Annotated in this window: 14 protein-coding genes; 4 read left to right on the forward strand and 10 right to left on the reverse strand. The window is 36.5% G+C overall.

The genetic code is table 11. The features are described 5' to 3' along the window. Positions 1-428: 428 nt before the first annotated feature. A complete protein-coding gene (locus tag ACFOUY_RS10200; protein WP_378960436.1) occupies positions 429-2,090 on the reverse strand; it encodes an FMN-binding glutamate synthase family protein in 1,662 nt (553 codons plus the stop codon). Positions 2,091-2,540: 450 nt separating this feature from the next. Here ACFOUY_RS10200 and ACFOUY_RS10205 point away from each other — a divergent pair, with 450 nt between their 5' ends. From ACFOUY_RS10205 to ACFOUY_RS10215, 3 genes are all read left to right on the forward strand, one after another. After that, positions 2,541-3,161 carry an L-threonylcarbamoyladenylate synthase gene (locus ACFOUY_RS10205; protein ID WP_378960438.1) on the forward strand — a complete coding sequence of 207 codons (621 nt, stop codon included), beginning with the start codon at positions 2,541-2,543 and terminating at the stop codon, positions 3,159-3,161. A gap of 110 nt (positions 3,162-3,271) precedes the next feature. Continuing rightward, positions 3,272-4,423 (forward strand): Na+/H+ antiporter NhaA, encoded by a 1,152-nt coding sequence (nhaA, locus tag ACFOUY_RS10210; RefSeq protein WP_378960439.1) that lies wholly within the window; start codon positions 3,272-3,274, stop codon positions 4,421-4,423. Between the two features lie 1,260 nt (positions 4,424-5,683). After that, positions 5,684-6,427 (forward strand): hypothetical protein, encoded by a 744-nt coding sequence (locus ACFOUY_RS10215; RefSeq protein ID WP_378960440.1) that lies wholly within the window; start codon positions 5,684-5,686, stop codon positions 6,425-6,427. A 38-nt stretch (positions 6,428-6,465) separates the two neighbouring features. On the opposite strand, the gene ACFOUY_RS10220 is transcribed toward ACFOUY_RS10215, so the two are convergent. The 9 genes from ACFOUY_RS10220 to trpD all read right to left on the reverse strand — a co-directional run bounded on the left by ACFOUY_RS10220 (position 6,466) and on the right by trpD (position 17,883). Continuing rightward, on the reverse strand, positions 6,466-6,711 hold the full coding sequence (locus tag ACFOUY_RS10220; protein ID WP_378960442.1) for a hypothetical protein: 246 nt from the start codon (positions 6,709-6,711) through the stop codon (positions 6,466-6,468). A 459-nt stretch (positions 6,712-7,170) separates the two neighbouring features. After that, positions 7,171-8,580: a TolC family protein gene (locus tag ACFOUY_RS10225; protein WP_378960444.1), complete on the reverse strand. Its 1,410-nt coding sequence runs from the start codon at positions 8,578-8,580 to the stop codon at positions 7,171-7,173. Continuing rightward, positions 8,567-11,761 (reverse strand): efflux RND transporter permease subunit, encoded by a 3,195-nt coding sequence (locus ACFOUY_RS10230; protein ID WP_378960446.1) that lies wholly within the window; start codon positions 11,759-11,761, stop codon positions 8,567-8,569. Before ACFOUY_RS10230 ends, ACFOUY_RS10225 begins: the two co-directional genes overlap by 14 nt. A 75-nt stretch (positions 11,762-11,836) precedes the next feature. Beyond that, positions 11,837-13,039, reverse strand: coding sequence for an efflux RND transporter periplasmic adaptor subunit (locus ACFOUY_RS10235; protein ID WP_378960448.1), 1,203 nt, complete (start codon positions 13,037-13,039; stop codon positions 11,837-11,839). 72 nt (positions 13,040-13,111) lie between these two features. Continuing rightward, positions 13,112-13,717 carry a TetR/AcrR family transcriptional regulator gene (locus tag ACFOUY_RS10240; RefSeq protein WP_378960449.1) on the reverse strand — a complete coding sequence of 202 codons (606 nt, stop codon included), beginning with the start codon at positions 13,715-13,717 and terminating at the stop codon, positions 13,112-13,114. Positions 13,718-14,108: 391 nt separating this feature from the next. Beyond that, positions 14,109-14,876 carry a tryptophan synthase subunit alpha gene (trpA, locus tag ACFOUY_RS10245; RefSeq protein WP_378960451.1) on the reverse strand — a complete coding sequence of 256 codons (768 nt, stop codon included), beginning with the start codon at positions 14,874-14,876 and terminating at the stop codon, positions 14,109-14,111. A 72-nt stretch (positions 14,877-14,948) separates the two neighbouring features. Beyond that, positions 14,949-16,130 (reverse strand): tryptophan synthase subunit beta, encoded by a 1,182-nt coding sequence (trpB, locus tag ACFOUY_RS10250; RefSeq protein WP_378960452.1) that lies wholly within the window; start codon positions 16,128-16,130, stop codon positions 14,949-14,951. A gap of 128 nt (positions 16,131-16,258) precedes the next feature. Beyond that, positions 16,259-16,897 carry a phosphoribosylanthranilate isomerase gene (locus tag ACFOUY_RS10255; RefSeq protein ID WP_378960453.1) on the reverse strand — a complete coding sequence of 213 codons (639 nt, stop codon included), beginning with the start codon at positions 16,895-16,897 and terminating at the stop codon, positions 16,259-16,261. After that, positions 16,897-17,883 (reverse strand): anthranilate phosphoribosyltransferase, encoded by a 987-nt coding sequence (gene trpD / locus ACFOUY_RS10260; protein WP_378960454.1) that lies wholly within the window; start codon positions 17,881-17,883, stop codon positions 16,897-16,899. Before trpD ends, ACFOUY_RS10255 begins: the two co-directional genes overlap by 1 nt. A gap of 394 nt (positions 17,884-18,277) precedes the next feature. On the opposite strand from trpD, the gene ACFOUY_RS10265 reads away from it, so the two are divergent. After that, complete coding sequence (locus ACFOUY_RS10265) at positions 18,278-19,225, forward strand: ion channel (protein ID WP_378960456.1); 948 nt, start codon at positions 18,278-18,280, stop codon at positions 19,223-19,225. The last annotated feature ends 387 nt before the right edge of the window (positions 19,226-19,612 follow it).

The raw sequence follows: 19,612 nt of genomic DNA on the forward strand, positions 1-19,612 counted from the left end.
GATTATTTCTATGTTTGTTGATGTCATGGGGGTTGTTTCGAAGCACAAAGGAACTGTTTTTACAGTTCCTTACCCTATGATTCCCTTAAGTTAATGACATTGGGGGCTGGGGGTGGTTAGCCATTAACCTATCGGTTGGTAAGACACCAATGCGATTAACTTAAGCTATTTGTATGTCTGATGTAGCCTGTTTTTCCTTTTTTTATTATCGTTTCGTTTCGTGGGGACACGAACTGAGGCAATGGACCTTACTAAAAGATTTCTCCACTGCCGTCGAAATGAAGACCGGAGTTAACAATTCTACTAACCATAGCGTTAATTTACATTATACAGCTATGAGAGAAACTCCCCTCCTAATTTAGAAGTGGCAAGGGGTGGTTAGCCATTAACCTATCGGTGGCGTCTCACCACCGAACAATTTTAAATAACTACCTTCCCTCATCGTGCATGGTATCACTATATGGATTTGCATGCGCATAATCAACTGCAGAAATTTTGTAATCTGTTGGAGCAAAACTAGCCGAACTACTTAACGCCATGCCCAGTTCAAACCGCGATGGATAAGGCGTTTTCAGCAAACTTCCTGCTGGAATATAAGGGAAAGTTTCTAGGTACGATTGTATTACACTTGGACTAATCCTTCGGTTTATATAAGCACGACTGAGCTGATGAGGCTCTCTTAAACCTGCAGCACCAAGTAATTCTACAGCACTTGCAACAGTTAAATTATGGAAATTCTTTACTCTCACTTTTTTATCTTCCACCACTAAACCTTTCATTAAACTCTGATCTTGTGTAGCCACGCCTGTTGGGCAAGTATTGCTATTACATTCAAGCGCCTGAATGCAACCTAAAGCGAACATCATTCCACGTGCTGCGTTACACATATCTGCACCTAAAGCTATATTTTTCACCAAATCAAAACCCGAAGAAACTTTTCCGGAAGCAATAATTTTAATATGTCTTTTTAAATCGAAGCCTGTTAAAACATCGTAAACAAAAGCTACGCCTTCTCTCAAAGGCATTCCAACAGAGTTTGAAAATTCTTGTGGTGCAGCTCCAGTGCCACCCTCTCCACCATCAACAGTAATAAAGTCAGGGTAAATACCTGTTTCTATCATTGCCTTGCAAATAGCATAAAATTCACTTTTACGGCCAATACATAGCTTAAAACCTACAGGTTTTCCACCAGATAAATCTCTAAGACTTTTTACAAATTCCAATAAACCAATTGGTGTATTAAAGGCAGAATGTGCCGGTGGCGATAAAACATCTTTACCCTCTGGCACTAAACGAATTCTTGCAACTTCGGCTGTAACCTTTTTGGCTGGCAGCATACCTCCATGGCCCGGTTTAGCACCTTGAGATAATTTAATTTCAATCATCTTTACCTGGTCGGTTTTGGCTCTTTCTGCGTAAGCATCATAATTAAATGTTCCATCATCGTTTCTACAACCAAAATAACCAGTTCCAATTTGCCATATTAAATCGCCTCCAGGTTTTCTATGATAGTCGCTTATACCACCCTCACCAGTATTATGTGCAAAATTGCCCAATTTCGCACCCCCATTTAACGCTAAAATGGCGTTCTGACTCAATGACCCGAAACTCATTGCCGAAATATTATAAATACTGGCAGAATAAGGTATCGTGCAATCTGGTCCGCCAACTAAAACGCGAGGATCTAAGTTTAAATCGTGATGAGAAATTGCTGCAATACTGTGGCTTAACCACTCATAACCATTATCATAAACATTTAATTGTGTACCAAAAGGAATTGTATCGTTATCCTTTTTCGCCCTTTGATAAATTAGAGAACGGTTTAAACGATTATACGGCGTACCATTCGTATCGCTCTCTACAAAATATTGGTAAACTTTTGGCCTTAATTCCTCCATAAAATAACGCAAGCGACCAAAAACAGGATAGTTTCTTACGATACTATGTTTAGGTTGGTATAAATCATAAATACCTAGAATGACAAATGGACCTGTTAAAACGAAAAACCACCATAAGAATGGGTGATATAGGCCTAACATTATGTTTAGGGTAATTAAAAATGCAGCAATTGCAACGAAAGCTTTTCTCATATTTTGTTAGTATTTGTTGTTTATATATAGGAGAATTATATATAATCCTTCTAATTTAAAAAATATTTGGTATAGTCTAAATTTAAGTGTTCAGTTATATAAGCTTATTGCAAAGCATTTACAATGCTCTATTTAAGATAAAATAGAAGTTAATGCTTTCAAATACAATTTTAAAGTTTATTTACAATCATTTATCTCAATAACTAACTACTTTATAATCATGCTTAATATAGTTATTTTTCGTAGTTTTTATATTATAAAATTTACCTAATAGATATCATTAACTAAACATGATTAAACAGACAATTTGTTTTAAATCTCGTAATATTGAATATACATTGATGCTTCATCTACTATAGAAAATATAATTTAACTTCAGCAGAATTGATAGTTTTTAGCGTTAATAAACACTTTTAAAGAATGGTGATTATAATTTTGCTAATTTTACATATGCTTATTAAAATCTACCCCGAAAACCCTAATGAAAAAGCAATTGAGCAAGTTGTTGAAGTGCTTATAAAAGGTGGTTTAATAATTTACCCTACTGATACGGTTTATGGGTTGGGCTGTGATATTACCAACCCGAAAGCAATTGAAAAGATTGCACGAATACGAGGCATAAAACCAGAAAAGGCCAATTTCTCATTCATTTGCCACGATTTAAGTCACATTTCTGATTACATAAAGCCAATCGACAATACAACTTTTAGGATTTTAAAAAAAGCATTACCTGGGCCTTTTACCTTTATATTTAATGCGAATAATAATGTTCCAAAACTATTAAGTTCTAATAAAAAGACGGTTGGTATTCGCGTTCCTGATAATAATATTGCAAGATGCATTGTAAAAGAATTAGGAAACCCAATTATCTCTGCATCGATAAAAGATGATGATGAACTAATTGAATATTCTACAGACCCAGAATTAATACATGAAAAGTATGAAGATTTAGTTGATTTAATAATTGATGGTGGTTACGGGGATAACGAAGCCTCAACCGTTATAGATTGTACCACAGGCGAATTTGAAATTATTCGTGAAGGCAAAGGAAATATTGAAGAGTATTTGTAAAATTCTTCTTCTTATAAAAAATTATTTATAGCCACAGATTAACAGATTTTAATGTGTTAATCTGTGGTTTTTTATTGCCTAATACCGCCATTTTTGGTACTTTTACAACTATGGCAAAAATCATTAACCTAGAAGTATTTCAACGTTTTTTCAAGTCAGGACAAGTTGGTGGATTTTTACTTTTGATATGCGTTGCCATCTCATTATTAATTGCGAACACTGCATCAAAAGAAAGTTTTGAGACTTTCTTACAAGTTAAACTTGGCTTTGGTATGGTTAATTATTCTATTTTAGCCTGGATAAATGATGCCTTGATGGCGATATTTTTTCTACTTGTTGGCTTAGAAATAAAACGCGAATTAGTTGAAGGCGAATTATCATCATTAAAAAGTGCTGCACTTCCTGTTATTGCTGCTCTAGGTGGCATGTTAGTTCCAGCTTTAATTTATTTTCTTTTCAATAAAAATCACGAAACTGCATCAGGCTGGGGAATTCCGATGGCTACAGATATTGCTTTTGCCTTGGCCATTATTGCTATGCTGGGCAAAAGTGTGCCCACCAGTTTAAAAATATTTTTAGCTGCTTTAGCTATTGTTGATGATTTGGGAGCAATATTAGTTATCGCGATATTCTACACCAATCAAATTCATTTTGAATATTTAGCTATGGCAGGAGGCGTTTTAGCGCTGTTAGCCTTAATGAATTATTTCGGTGTAAAGAACTTAGTTTTTTATCTAATTCCAGGGATTTTCCTTTGGTATTTCATACACCATTCTGGCATCCATGCCACAATTGCAGGTGTGCTTTTAGCTTTCACCATTCCGACTAACGAAACCGATGTTTTATCACCTTTAGAGAAATTAGAACATGCTTTAACTACTCCCGTAAATTATTTAATCATGCCTGTTTTTGCTCTGGCAAATACCAACATCACTTTTCAAAAGGAAATGATTTCGGGTTTGGTTTCGCCACTTGGATTAGGAATTATTATTGGTTTATTCGCAGGAAAAACAATTGGTGTAACTTTTTTCAGCTGGTTAGCCGTAAAACTAAAATGGGCAGATTTACCAACTGGCGCAGGTTGGAAGCATATTTTAGGTTTAGGCATGCTCGCCGGAATCGGCTTTACCATGTCTATATTTATTGCGCTACTTTCTTTTAGTGATGAATTGCATATCTCAGAGGCGAAGTTTGCGATATTAACCGCATCAATTATTTCGGGTTTGTTAGGTTTCGTATTTTTGAAATCGGTAAAGTCTTAGCTTTTTGTAGTCGTCCCGTGAAAAAGGGAATCTTAAAGCGATAAAAAGAAAACAAAATAAATACCTGCTTTAAAGCATTAAGATGCACAGGCAAGCTGAGCATGACGACACCAACCCGTCATTCCCGTGAAAACGGGAACCCTAAAGCGATAGAAAGAAAACAAAACAAATACCTGCTTTAAAGCATTAAGATGCACAGGCAAGCTATCAATGACATTATTTCGTAACTATCTGTTTTTTAAGCAGAAAAGAACAAAATTTAATTATAAAAGATGCTATATGAACTAGGGTTATCAGCACTATTCTTCCGTTGGCTAAACACCGCCCTTGTCCAGTTCGGGTAGTAGAATTTTTGCCAACCACATACTTTAACAGAGCTGGGCGCAGGCGGCAATTTTTGTTTCTTTTGTTTGCACAAAAGAAAGAGCCTCTCGGTGGCGGCGAGCCGAGGCAAGGATGTGCGTTGGGATAGTAGCTGGATTATAAAAGAAAGGCTCAAAAAATCTTTACCTAACAAAATCATTTTAAACTAAACCAACAACCTCCCTCTTTCATAATCCCGAATAAGAGTGCTTACCGCACTACAGACGTCATTTATATTGATTTTTATGGAATAAATTAACCCTGAGCATGACTTAACGCCAATAGTAGCATGACGACACCAACCCGTCATTCCCATGAAAACGGGAATCTTAGTAAAATGAAAAACTGCAATAGTTTTAAGGTTGTCGCATACCCGGAAATGACTTAAATACAAAGATTTTTGAGTTAAAAATCAACTCTATAAGACATATAAGTTTCCAAATAAGTTCAATGGCTTAAATTTGTTATGTGGTTAAACCAAAAACCAGCTTGGTGTGTTTGCCGTAAAACGGGCTTTAATTCAGAAAAGTGAATTAACAATTTGTTACGCTAAGGGACAATTTATTGTAAAAAACAAACAATATTAACGTTTACAAGTTGTCATTTCGAGCGTAGCCGAGAACCACGAAGTGCTCAGCGGAGCTAAATCTTTGACCTTTACTTATGCAACAAAAATTTCTCCATCGCGATGGCAAATAAACCGAGCGTTATTAATATTTTCTATATGTTTTTTTGAAATAATTCAGACCAAGATAGTCTTGTTGAATTCTTCCATCTTACGGGTTCCCGTAACCCCTCGCCACCTTCCCAAAAAAAGTTAACACTCCTATAAGTTGTGAACCTAATTACTTATCTTCAATACAATTAATCAAATATTAATCTTAAACAACAATTATTATGGGATCAGTTTCAGAAACAGGCCATGCAAAAAATGTGGCCAACTTTAACACCTTAATTACTTATTTAATTGGCTACGGTACGGCTTATAACCCCAGTAATCCAGCTATTTTAATACCTAATTTACAAGCCAAAGCACTACAAGCACAAACCGCATTAGATAATGTAAACACCCTATTTGCCGCATTTAAAAATGCATCAAGCGATCGCGAATTGGCTTTCGAACCACTTACCAAATTAAGTACTCGGATTTTTAATGCCCTAAAAGCCACCAATGCTTCCCAGCAGCAAATAGAAAATGCCGAAACCCACCACCGTAAATTGCAAGGTCGCCGGGCATCTGTTAAATTAAGCGAAGAAGAAAAAGCAAGTTTAGCCGCTGCAGGCAAAGAAGTGAATCAAATTTCTGCCACCCAATTGAGTTACGATAATCAGCTAGACAATTTGGATAAGCAAATTAAATTATTGAGCACCATATCCGCATACACACCTAACGAACCCGAGCTGCAAATAACTGGACTAAGCACTTTATACACTAATTTATTTAACAAAAACCAATTAAGTACTACACAATTAGCAGCGCTTAACAATGGCCGTCTCCAAAGAAATGAAATAATGTATAACCCCGAAATAGGACTAGTAGCAATAGCCACAGATGCAAAAACTTATGCAAAATCTGTTTATGGGGCAAATGCACCACAATTTAAACTCATTTCAGGTATCGCATTCAAACCCTTAAATTAGTATTTTACAAAATCATCCCTATTTATTTTGATAAACCTTTAAGCGGAAAGACTAAACCCAGCTACCGCAAACATAAACCCAGCACTCGCAACCATTAGTCCCGCTCCTGTAGGCATAAACCCAGCACCTGCAAATATAAACCTAGCGCCTGCAAATATAAACCCAGCACCTGCAAGCACAAAATCGGTGTCTTCAACCAAAAACCCCGCTTCCGCAAAACTAAACACAGCTCCTGCAAATATAAACTCAGCAATTGCAATTATAAACCCAGCCCTTGCAAACACATTGTCAAAAATGAGATTGCGCTAGCTTAAGCCACAAAAGATTCAAGCCTTGGGTTTTTGGCTCTTTTTGGATCAAACCAAAAGAACTAAGTCTTCCGCCACCAACGAGACGAGGCAAACACAAAGCGTGAGGTAAGAAGTATAGAAAAATCGTTCTTGTACAAGCTAAGCATGACAGCTGATTTGAGGAAACGAGAAAGGCTGTTATGGCTCGCTTATACCTATGCCTCGCAAGGATGAGCACTTGTAGAAAAACTTAAATAACCGTAAATTCCTTACATGGTTTAAAAACAAAAAGTCGTAGCAAGAAGCTACGACTAGTAAATGACCATATAAGGTTTCAAATAAGCTAACTAACCTAAATGTTCTTATATCCCTTACATCGCTAAAAACGAAATAGCACTTATACTTTCTACCTTATGCAACTCCCTCCCCTCTGGGGAGGCTTGGGGTGGAGATTTAATTCCAGCCACCACCTAAAGAGCGGTATAAACCTACAACCGCATTAAGTTGCTCGGTTTTAATCGTAGTTAACTCCAGCTCGCTTTGCAATAAATTTCCCTGAGCGGTAATCACTTCTAAATAATTCGCCATGCCGCTTTTAAATAACAAACTTGCATTTTTAGAAGCTTGATGTAAAGTTTGCGCTCTTTTTTCAGCGATGCTGTATTGCGTTTTCAATTTCTCCACCTTGGTTAATTCATCAGAAACCTCGCCTACCGCATTAATTACCGACTGACGAAATTGAATAACTGTCTTCTCCCTATCGATTTTAGCCAGTTCTAAATTCGATTTCAGCTGGCCTCTTTGAAAAATTGGCTGTGTTATTCCACCCGAAACTAAGCCGAATAATGATGCAGGCATACTGAACCAATTACTTGCCTTAAATGAATTAATACCTCCACTAGCCGTAATTACCAAAGATGGATACAAACTCGCTTTAGCTACGCCAACTTTCGCATTAGCTACATTCAAAGCCAATTCTGCAGATTTTATATCGGGTCTGCGACTGAGCAAAGCTGATGGAAAACCGGCATTTAAATCAGTCGGAATTGCCATTTTATCTAAACGACTTGAACGGTTGATTGATTTCGGTAAAGTGCCTATCAGAACACTCAAAGCATTTTCTTGCAAAGCCACATTTTGCTCTAAACGAGGAATCAGTTGTGCCGCATTTAACTGTTGCGCTTCTGCCTGCTGAATGGCCAACGACGTAACCTGACCAGCATCGAACTGTAAATTGATAATTCTCAATGTGCTGTCGTTCAGTTTTAAGTTTTTCTTCGCGATTTCCAGTTGCGCATCAAGCATTAATAAATTATAATAACCTTGCGCTACATTAGAAACTAAACGGGTTTGAACTGCTTTACGAGCCTCTTCGGTTTGCAAAAAACTGGCTAAAGCGCCAGCTTTTTGATTGCGAATTTTACCCCAAATATCAGCCTCCCAAAGCAAACCAAGATTGGCATTATAATCTTCGATATGTGTTGAACCTGTAAATTGATTTAAGCTCAATCCGTTTAAACTGTTATCAGATGGGCGACTTGAACTCGCCGCTACTTGCAATTTTAACTCAGGTAAATAACCCAATTTCGATTGTTTAAACAATACTTCAGCTGCATCAATATTTTTCAGTGCAATTTGCATATCGTAATTCTTAACCAAAGCTGTATCAATTAAATTTTGCACAGTAAGGTCGTTAATAAAACTCTTCAAAGGCAAATCGCCAATACTTGAAGAATCTTTAGGCGCTGAATTTCTAAACATTTTGGGCGCCAAACTTTCTGGTAAGGCTAAATCTTTAGAAACTGAACATCCGCTCCAGATTAAAGCCAGGAGCAGGATGATTAAAATATTAAACCGTTTCATAAACTACATTATTTATAGGTTCTCCTTCTTGATGATGAACAACCTCATTAGATTTTTTTGAAATTTTTTCTTGTAAAGCCTGGAAGATGATAAAGAGCACTGGAATGATGAACAAACCTAAAATTACACCTGAAATCATACCTCCGGCAGCACCGATACTAATCGAGTGATTACCCTGCGCTGATGGGCCAGTTGCACCCATCATCGGGATTAAACCTACAATGAAAGCCAGCGATGTCATAATAATTGGACGTAACCTCGATTTTGCGGCCTCTAAAGCCGATGCTACTAATGGCTGTCCACCTCTTCGTCTTTGAACAGCAAATTCTACAATCAGAATCGCGTTCTTCGCCAGTAAACCGATGAGCATAATTAGCGCAACTTGAACATAAATGTTGTTTTCAATTCCAGTTAAACCAATTGCTACGAATACACCAAATATTCCGGCAGGGATAGATAAAATTACCGCTAAAGGCAAAATATAACTTTCATATTGAGCCGAAAGCAAGAAGTAAATAAATACCAAACACAATAGGAAAATCACAGTCGATTGTCCACCCGAAGAAATTTCTTCACGTGTTTGCCCCGAGAATTCGTAACTATAACCTGCTGGTAATTGTTTTTCAGCTACTTCTTCAATTGCTTTAATTGCATCGCCAGAACTAAAACCTGGTTTTGGAATTGCATTGATGGAAATAGAGTTAAACAAATTATATCTCGATGCGGTTTCAGAACCATAAATACGAGTCAGCTTTACCAAAGTATTAATTGGCACCATTTCGCCACGATTGCTTTTTACGAAAACACGATCGATTGAAGATGGATCTGCCCTATCTTGCACATCAGCCTGAACAACCACACGGTAATATTTACCAAAGCGATTAAAATCTGATGCTTGTGCACTACCAAAATAAGTTTGCATGGTTTGCAAAATATCTTTCACATTTACACCCAACTGGTCGGCTTTTTCATCGTTAATATCCAATTGCAATTGCGGATAATCGACTTTGAAACTGGTAAAAGCAACAGCAATTTCAGGGCGTTTCATCAACTCTCCAATAAATTGCTGAGAAATTCCACTGAATTTATCGAGCTTACCACCTGTTTTATCTTGTAAAACCATATCCAAAGCCTCTACATTACTAAAACCTGGAACGGTTGGGAAACTAAAAACGAAGAAACTTCCACCAGAAATGGCGCCTAATTTTTCACGAACCTGATTCATGATTTCTTCAATGTTTTTCACTTTTCCACGGTCTTCGTTTGGTTTAAGCAATACGAAAACTACTGCTGATGACGGACTTGTTGAATTGGTTAATAAGTTGAAACCAGAAACTGCGGTTACATCTCTTGATGCATCCAATTTACTCAACACATCTTCCGCCTGCATCATTACTTTCTGTGTTCCATCTAACGAAGTTCCTGAAGGAGTGTTTACTGCAATAGCAATAAAACCTTGATCTTCCGTTGGAATAAATCCTGCTGGTGTAGTTTTAACCATGAAAACCGTAGCCAAAGTAATTAAGGCCAAACCACCTAAACTTAACCATTTGTGGCGAACTAAGAATTTCAATCCACCCACGTAACGATTGGTTAAGGAATTAAAACTGCTGTTAAATCCATTGAAGAATTTTTGTTTGAAACTAGTTTTAACTGCTGGTTCATCGCCTTGCGCACTATGGTTATCTTTCAAGAATAAAGCTGCCAATGCCGGACTTAATGTTAATGCATTAACAGCTGAAATTACAATTGCAATTGCCATGGTAAACGCAAACTGGCGATAGAAAACACCGGTTGAACCCTCCATAAAACCTACTGGCAAGAATACAGCTGCCATTACCAAAGTGATGGAAATAATTGCTCCGGTGATTTCGTGCATTGCCTCGTGTGTTGCCGCTTTTGGCGACAAATGTTTATGCTCCATCTTTGCATGAACAGCCTCAACCACTACAATCGCATCATCAACCACAATACCAATGGCCAGGATTAAAGCGAATAATGTTAACAGATTTATGGAGAATCCGAACAACTGCATGAAGAAAAACGTACCCAAAATGGCTACGGGAACGGCAATTGCAGGAATTAATGTAGATCTAAAATCTTGTAAAAAGATAAACACCACCAGGAAAACCAATATAAAAGCCTCTACTAAAGTGTGTTCTACCTGCTCAATCGATTGATCTAAAGCAACCTTTGTACTATAAAATATATTCTTTTTAATCCCTACTGGAAAACTTTTCTCCGATTTTTCCATCAGCTTGTTAATCGCCACCTGAATATCGTTCGAGTTAGAACCAGCCAACTGAATAATACCGATTACGATACCTTTTTTACCGTTTAAACGGGTAATGCTGTTATAAGAATAAGCACCCAATTCTACTCTTGCAACATCTTTCAAGTGCAAAATAGAACCATCGGCATTGGCACGTATAGCTATATTTTCATACTCTTCGGGTTTAGTTAACTTGCCTTTGTATTTAATTACGTATTCGAAAACTTCTTTACTTCTCTCACCAAATTTACCTGGCGCAGCCTCCAAGCTTTTATCTTGAATGGCTTTCATTACCTCGTTTGGAGTAACCTTATAAGTAGTCATTTGTGCTGGATTTAACCAAACACGCATCGAATAATCTTTTGTACCACCAAAAATAGCCGCCGAACCAACACCTGGAATACGTTTTATCTCTGGAATAATATTAATTTGAGCATAATTGGCTACAAAAGTTTGATCATATTTAGCCTCATCTTCTGTGTATAAACCAATTGCCATGATGAAACTATTCTGTTGTTTCGCCGTAGTAACCCCTTGCTGAACAACTTCGGCAGGTAACTGACTTGTAGCTTGTGCCACACGATTTTGAACATTAACCGCTGCCTGATCTGCATTGGTTCCTAATTTAAAGAAAACAGTAATTGCCAACGAACCATCGTTACTAGCAGTAGAACTCATGTAAGTCATGTTTTCTACACCATTTATTGATTCTTCAAGCGATGGCGCAACCGAACGTAAAACCGTTTCGGCATTCGCTCCCGGATAAACTGCCGTTACCAAAACCGACGGTGGTGCAATATCAGGAAACTGTTGTAAGGGCAGTTTTGTAAGGCCAAGCACACCTAATATCACCAACAAAATGGAGATAACGGTTGCCAGTACTGGCCTTTGTATAAATATCTTGAACATTTTTTTATCTTTTTATTTTTCTTCTTTTTAAGCTTTCAGCTTTGCACTTTAACTTTGGTCTTTGGTCTTTTAGCTTTAGTTTTTCAGCTTTAAACTTGCCGCTTTATCTGTTCCTTTTTCAGGTGTAATTACTTGCCCCTCTTGCAAACGGTCTAAACCGCTCAATACAATTTGGTCTCCAGACTTTACACCATCTTTAACTAAATAATTGTTACCGCTTTTACCGACAATTGTGATAGGCATTTTGCTCACTTTATTATCTTTACCTAAAGCAAAAACGAATACCTTATCTTGCATTTCTATAGTGGCTGCCTGCGGAATTAAAATGGCATCATCGTGCTGTAAGCCTAAACGAACCTTACCCGTATTACCTGAACGTAAAGTTCCGCTGGCATTAGAAAAACTTGCTCTCAAAGTTATAGCCCCAGTATTTTTATCGAACTGACCATCAATCATATCTATTTTTCCTTTAATTGGATAAGTCGTATTATCTGATAAAAGCAATTCGACAGCGGGCAAATGTTTAATTCTATCAGCTGGCGTTTTACCAGGATAATTTGCATTGAAACTGTTGAAATCATTTTCGGCTAAAGAGAAGTAAACATGCACTTCGTGGATATCCGATAATTGTGTTAAAGCATCCTGATCAGTTGGTGCAACTAAACTTCCTTGTTTTTTAGGAATACGACCGATATAGCCACTTACCGTAGCTTTTACATTGGTGTAACCTAAATTAATTTGAGCAGAAGCAACACTTGCTTTTGCTTGCTCTGCATTTGCCTGAGCAATTTTATAAGCTGTTTTTGCGGTTTTTAATTGAAAATCAGACACGACTTTGTTGTGCACTAAAGGCGTTAACTTATCTATTTCTAGTTGAGCATTTAAAATAGCAGCTTCAGCAGCATGTAAACTCGCTTTTGCATTATTTAAAGCCTCACGGTAAGGGTTTTCGTTGATTTTGAAAAGTGTTTGTCCGGCAGTAACGTAGGCGCCTTCATTAACCAAAACACTTTGCAAATAACCACTAACCTGCGGACGAACATCAATATCAACAGCACCTTGAATAGCAGCTGGATAATCGATATAAGTAGTCTGAGAGCTTTCATTAATCAAACTAACAGGTAAAACTGGTGGCGGTGGCGCAGCAGCCGATTGATCTGGAGTTGATTTACAACTTACAAGGATGATGGATAATATAGAAATTAAAAATAAGACTTTTACACTATTAAACTGTTTAACAGTGTTAAGTTGAATAAACAAACGATGGATAGCATTCATATGATTAAAAATTATAATGGATTTTAGTAGTTATAAACTATTTAACACTGTTAAATAGAGTTGTAAAAAAAATTAACTGTTAATGGATAAAGTAATTCCTTTAATAGCGTCTTTTAAAATTTGCTGGTTCAACTCGTCGGTTGTTCTACCATCTGGTCTAACCAAGTTTATTGAAATCAACCCATGAATGATTGACCAATAAGTATAATATTTAGTACAGATATCATTTTCAGAAACTGGTTTCTTTTTAAACAAAGATTCAATAACATCGCCAAGCATAGAACCAACGGTTTCAGCTTCTTGCAAAGAATTTTTCACTGTGCAGCAGACCATATCTACGCCATACATTAATTGATAAAATTCCTTATGTTCAAAAGCGAAATTCCAATAAGCAATCCACATGGCTTGCATTTTATCTTCCGGCAACTCGTTGTTATCTCTCGCCTCACGGATAGCTTTTCCTAAAATCAAATAACCTCTTCTGGTTAATTCGAGTAAAATACCTTCCTTATTTGAGAAATATTCGTAAATAATTGGTGCGGTATATTCAATCTGGTCGGCAATTTTACGCATACTCAATGCCTGCCACCCCTCAGTTTGAACAATATTCAAGGCAGCATCCAGAATTTTTGTTCTGGTTTCATCTTTTAAACGTAGAATTCTTTCTTTACTTCCCATGATTGGAATTAATAAGTGTAAATAATCTAACACCGTTAAGCAAATGTATAACCAATTCCGAAATCAACAATCATTCAATTGTCATATAGATATTCAACATTCAAAAAAGGCTTTTAAATTAACTTAAAGGCTGTTTTAAAATAATTATGTTTTTTTGTATTTGGATATAGAATATGACAAGCAGTCATTTTTAAAGGTTTTGGAAAGAAAGAATAGTAGCTTTTTGGAAACATCGGTCCCATCATTACTTAGAAGGCTTTGAGAGTTCTTTGAATATATTTACATCTCGCCATATGCCCTATGGCCTAGGATACGATCGAAATGATGAACCCTCTAAAAACAAAAAACACAAAGCTTTTATTTCTCTGTGTTTTTTGTCTCTATGGTAAAATTACTTTTTAAAATTCTTCATAAAACCATTCACACTTTCTTCCAAATTCCCATCGGCAATTGCTTTAACGAAAGCTGTACCGATAATTGCACCATTGGCATAAGCACAAGCCTTATCGAAAGTTTGTTTATCACTAATTCCAAAACCAATCATCGTTGGATTTTTCAAATTCATGGCTTTAATTCTGCCAAAATAGCTCTCTGTAGTATCGCCAACCTCCAAATTCTTACCAGTTGTAGCCGAAGATGATAGTAAATAAATAAAACCATTGGTTAAACTGTCTATTTTATGAATTCGTTCTTCTGCGGTTTGTGGAGTAATTAAAAACACATTACTTAAGTTGTGTTCTTCAAAACAAGTTTGGTAAAACTCTTCATATTCAACCATTGGCAAATCAGGAACAATACAGCCGTCAACTCCAACTTCGGCACAAGCCTTACAGAAATTCTCTACGCCAAATTGCAAAACCGGATTTACATAACCCATTAATAAAACAGGAATCGTTACGTTTTTTCGCAAATCTTTCAACTGCTCAAAAAGCAATTTCAGCGTCATGCCTTGGTCTAACGATTGCTTGCTGCTCGCTTGAATTACCGGACCATCAGCAACAGGATCTGAATATGGAAAACCGATTTCGAGCATATCAGCACCAGATTTCTCTAAAGCCTCTGCTATTTGAATGGTATCACCTAAATTAGGATAACCCGCTGTATAATAAATTGATAATATATCTTTCTTCGTTTGGAAGAGTTGTTTAATTCTGTTCATAACCACAACCCCTAAAGGGGCATTAATTGTTGATAAAAAACCTTGCTAAGTCCCCTTCAGGGGATTTAGTGGTTATAAATTAAAATATTTAATGTAAGTATCTAAATCCTTATCGCCTCTGCCCGAAAGACAAACCACCACATTTTCGCCACCTTTGAACTCCATTTTTTCTAAATAAGCCAAAGCATGGGCACTTTCAATTGCAGGAATAATACCTTCCAATTGGGTTAACAATAAACCTGCATCTAAACTTTCTTCATCGGTAATCGAAACATATTTTCCTCGACCAGTTTTAAACAAATGTGCGTGTTGCGGACCGATTCCTGGATAATCTAAACCAGCAGAAACCGAATGCGGCTCTACCACCTGACCATCTTCTGTTTGCATTAAAATACTTCTGCTACCATGTAAAACACCTTCTTTACCTAAATAAGTTGTTGCGGCAGAAAGACCACTTGACACACCTTTTCCAGCAGCCTCTACAGCAATTAGTTTTACATTTTCATCATCCATAAAATGGTAGAACATACCCATTGCATTACTTCCGCCGCCTACACAAGCTAAAACATAATCTGGCTGGTCGCTTCCTGTCTGTTCTAATAATTGCTTTTTAGTTTCTTCGGAAATAATGGATTGAAAAATCGCCACCATATCAGGATAAGGATGCGGACCAACCACAGAACCGATGATGTAATGCGTATCTACAGGATTATTAATCCAATCACGCATTGCCTCGTTTGTTGCATCTTTAAGCGTTTTACTTCCAGAACTTGCCGGAACAACCTTTGCGCCTAACATTTTCATGCGGGCAACATTTGGCGCCTGGCGCTCAATATCAACTTCACCCATGTAAATTACACACTCTAGATTACGCAAGGCACAAACAGTAGCCGTTGCTACACCATGCTGACCAGCTCCAGTTTCAGCTATAATTCTCTTTTTACCAAGCTTTTCGGCAAGTAAAATTTGCCCGATGGTGTTGTTAATTTTATGTGCACCAGTATGGTTTAAATCTTCCCTTTTTAAGAAAATATTAGCACCGTAACGTTCAGAATATCTCTTCGCCAAATACAATGGCGATGGACGACCAACATAATCTTTTAATAATTGATGAAATTCTTTCTGAAAATCGGCATCATCAATAATTTTCAAATAGTTCTGACGTAATTCCTCTACGTTCGGGTAAAGCATCTCTGGGATGTATGCTCCACCAAAATCTCCGTAATATCCTTTTTCGTTTACTTTATATTTCATAATATTTTTATCAAAATCCGTTGGTTGAACCGACGGCAATGAGTTGTGAACCTCTTTATTTATATATTGTCACATTGAAGCTGTGTAAATGCGGAAATAAAATACTCTTCTACATGCTCAGAATGAAATTATTTTAAGCTCATTTCTTTCACAAATTCACTTATCCTTTGTACATCTTTCAATCCAGGTTCTATCTCAAATCTACTGTTAATGTCTACTGCATACAACCGCTCATCATAAATATTCGAAATTTGCGCTGCATGTTCTAAATCAATACCACCACTTAAAAAATATGGCTTGATTAATTTGTAACGTTCTAAAATACTCCAATCAAAAGTTTTCCCCGAACCACCATGCGCTTTTGTTTTCGTATCAAATAGAAAATAATCAACAATATCATTGTACGCATCCAAAACCTCAAAATCAAAATCTTCATCTACACCAAAAGCTTTTATTAATTCTAAATCGGCAAATGTCGATTTCAAATCTTTACAGTATGCTAAACTTTCCTTTCCATGTAATTGAACAGCTTTAAGTTGATATAGATTTACTTTTTTCTTCACAACTTCGAGATCTTCATCAACAAAAACACCAACTGTTTTAATTTCCGATGGAATGTATTTTATTAATTCTGCCGAAACATCACTAATAAAGCGTGGCGATTTCTCGTAGAAAATAAAGCCTAAATAATCTGGCTTTAATTCTGCAATAGCAGCAATATTTACTGCTAATCGCATTCCACAAACTTTTAATTTTAAACTACTCATTATGCTACCAGCTTTTTAAAACTTTCTAAAGCTTTTTTACTCATTAAAGATTCTTCAGCCTCATAAAAGCAATCAGCGAAAGTGGCTGTTGGCTTTATGGTTTTAATCGCCAAAGCCGAATTACACAACACTACATTATTCTGTACATCAGTTGCCTCGCCATTTAAAACATCCATAAATATCTTTGAAGATGATTCTACTGTATCGCCACCTTTAATATCGTTAACAGAGACTTTTTCAAAGCCCATATCATTCAATGTCAAAATGCTTTCGCCTTTATTGTTAAAAGTTTTCACATCACAGGTTAAAGAGATTTCGTCATAACCTTCAAGTGCATGCACAATGGTATAATTTTTAGTCGTATCCTGATATAAATAATTGTACAGACGAGCTAATTCTAAACTAAAAACACCTACCATTTGATATTTAGGTTGCGAAGGATTAACCATTGGCCCTAACATATTGAAGAAAGTTTTTATACCTAAATCCTTACGAATTGGCGCTACAATTTTCATCGCCGGGTTAAACAACGGAGCATGTAAAAAACAAATACCTGCGGTATCTAAATTATGTTTTAAAGTATCCTCATTATTCGTGAAGTTGTAACCTAAATATTCCATCACGTTCGATGAGCCACAGCCCGAAGAAACGCCATAATTACCATGTTTAGCAACTTTATGCCCTGCTCCAGCCACTACAAAAGAAGAAAGCGTTGAAATATTGAAAGTATCTTTTCCATCACCACCAGTTCCACAAAGGTCAATCAATTCGTAATCACCAAAATCAGTTTTGATACCTAAATCTAACATAGCATCACGAAAACCCTGCAACTCATCAACCGTAATGTTTCGCATTGCGTAAGCGGTAATGAACGCAGCAATCTGCGAAGAATTGAATTCACCTTGTGTAATCGAAATCAATATATTCTTCGCTTCCTCCCTGCTAAAACTCTTATTCTCGAATAAATGGTTTAATATTTTTTTCATTTTTATTATTCTTTTTTAACCACAGATTTGCACTGATAAACACTGATTTTATGAGTACAACCTTCTAGTTGTTTATATTTTTATATTCATTTCGCAATGACTTGTATCTCCACCAACCTTGGTAAAACTTCTTTAAAAGAATAAGCACTTTTTTTTATCTGTGTCCATCCTTTTCATCTGTAGTTAATATTTTTTTTAGCGCACAAAAAAAGGATTGCTTTTTGGGCAATCCTCTAAATTGTATTTAAAATATTTTAATATATATAACAATAGAATTTGCCTAACGAATTTCGTTATGCCACCACCAATTGTTATTTAAGTTTTTAATTATCATGTTTGTATAAAACAAATATTGATATAGTTTTTTATATTTCCAAAATCTTTTTAAAAAAATATGGCCTTCTTTAGAAGAAAAGTACAGTTCAATGATGATTTAGGTTTCGGCTCTACTCCCGTTATCAAAAATCAACGTGTTTTAAATACCGATGGTACTCCAAATATAGAGCGTACTGGTTTACCATGGTTTAAATTCGACGATACTTACACCCGATTAGTTACCATGAGCTGGCCTCGTTTCTTCATGGTTATACTAATTACCTATCTGATTGTTAACACTCTTTTTGCAGTTGCATATAATATTATAGGTATCCAAAATCTTGATGGCGCAAAAGGAATTACACTCCGCGATCAATTTTTTGATGCTTTTTTCTTTTCAGCCCAAACTATATCTACAGTTGGTTATGGACACATCTCGCCGCAAGGATTTATTACCAGCGTACTTGCCGCTTTCGAAAGCATGCTCGGTTTGCTGGCGTTTGCATTGGCAACAGGATTGCTGTACGGCCGTTTCAGCAGACCAACTTCAAAAGTTTCTTTCAGTAAGAAAATGGTTATTGCACCTTACCAAAACCGCTCAGGCTTAATGTGCAGATTAGTTAATCTAAGGCGTAATTCGCTCATTGATATTGAGGTGCAAATGTTTATGACTTACAACGAAACCATCGATGGAAAGCTTAAGCGCAGCTTTTATCCTTTGGAATTGGAACGCAGTAAAATCAGCGTATTATCACTAAACTGGACACTTGTTCATCCCATTACAGATGACAGTCCACTTTTTGAGAAAAGTCTAGAAGAACTTAAAGTTGCGGAAGTTGAGGTTTTTGTAATCTTGAAAGCGTTTGATGATACATTCGCACAAACAATTCATACTAGAACCAGTTACCAGGATGAAGATATTGAGTGGAATGCTAAATTCGAAATCATGCACTACCACAACGAAGAAGGAAAAACGGTTTTAGATTATAGTTTACTGGATAAAACTTTACCAACATCAATTAGTTAAGATATTCGATACCCAAAAATTCTACGCAAATCACTATCAATTTCCAACAGATTGAAGTATTCCTGCTGTTCCTTGTAATCTTTTAAGTTTGTGCTTTATTGGAGCTTAACGGTTGGTGATTACCAAAGGAGTATTTTCGTTGCCATGGGGTTTAGGTGGGACAGGGAATCACTCACCGTTTTACGCTATTCAAATAATTCCTTTATAGCCTCCCCTTAAGGGGATTAGCAACTTAGTCTTTTATCCTTGTTCTTTGCTCCTTGCTCCTTTGTATTTTGTATTTTTTGTATTTTTTTTTTATAAACGAAGAAACCCTCACAGTTGTTACTGCAAGGGTTCTTGTTAAAGGCCTGTTTTTGGCTTTTAAGATTTGGCACCGACCTACTC

The sequence above is a fragment of the Pedobacter jamesrossensis genome (assembly GCF_042650905.1).
In the GTDB taxonomy this organism is placed as follows: Bacteria; Bacteroidota; Bacteroidia; order Sphingobacteriales; family Sphingobacteriaceae; genus Pedobacter; species Pedobacter jamesrossensis.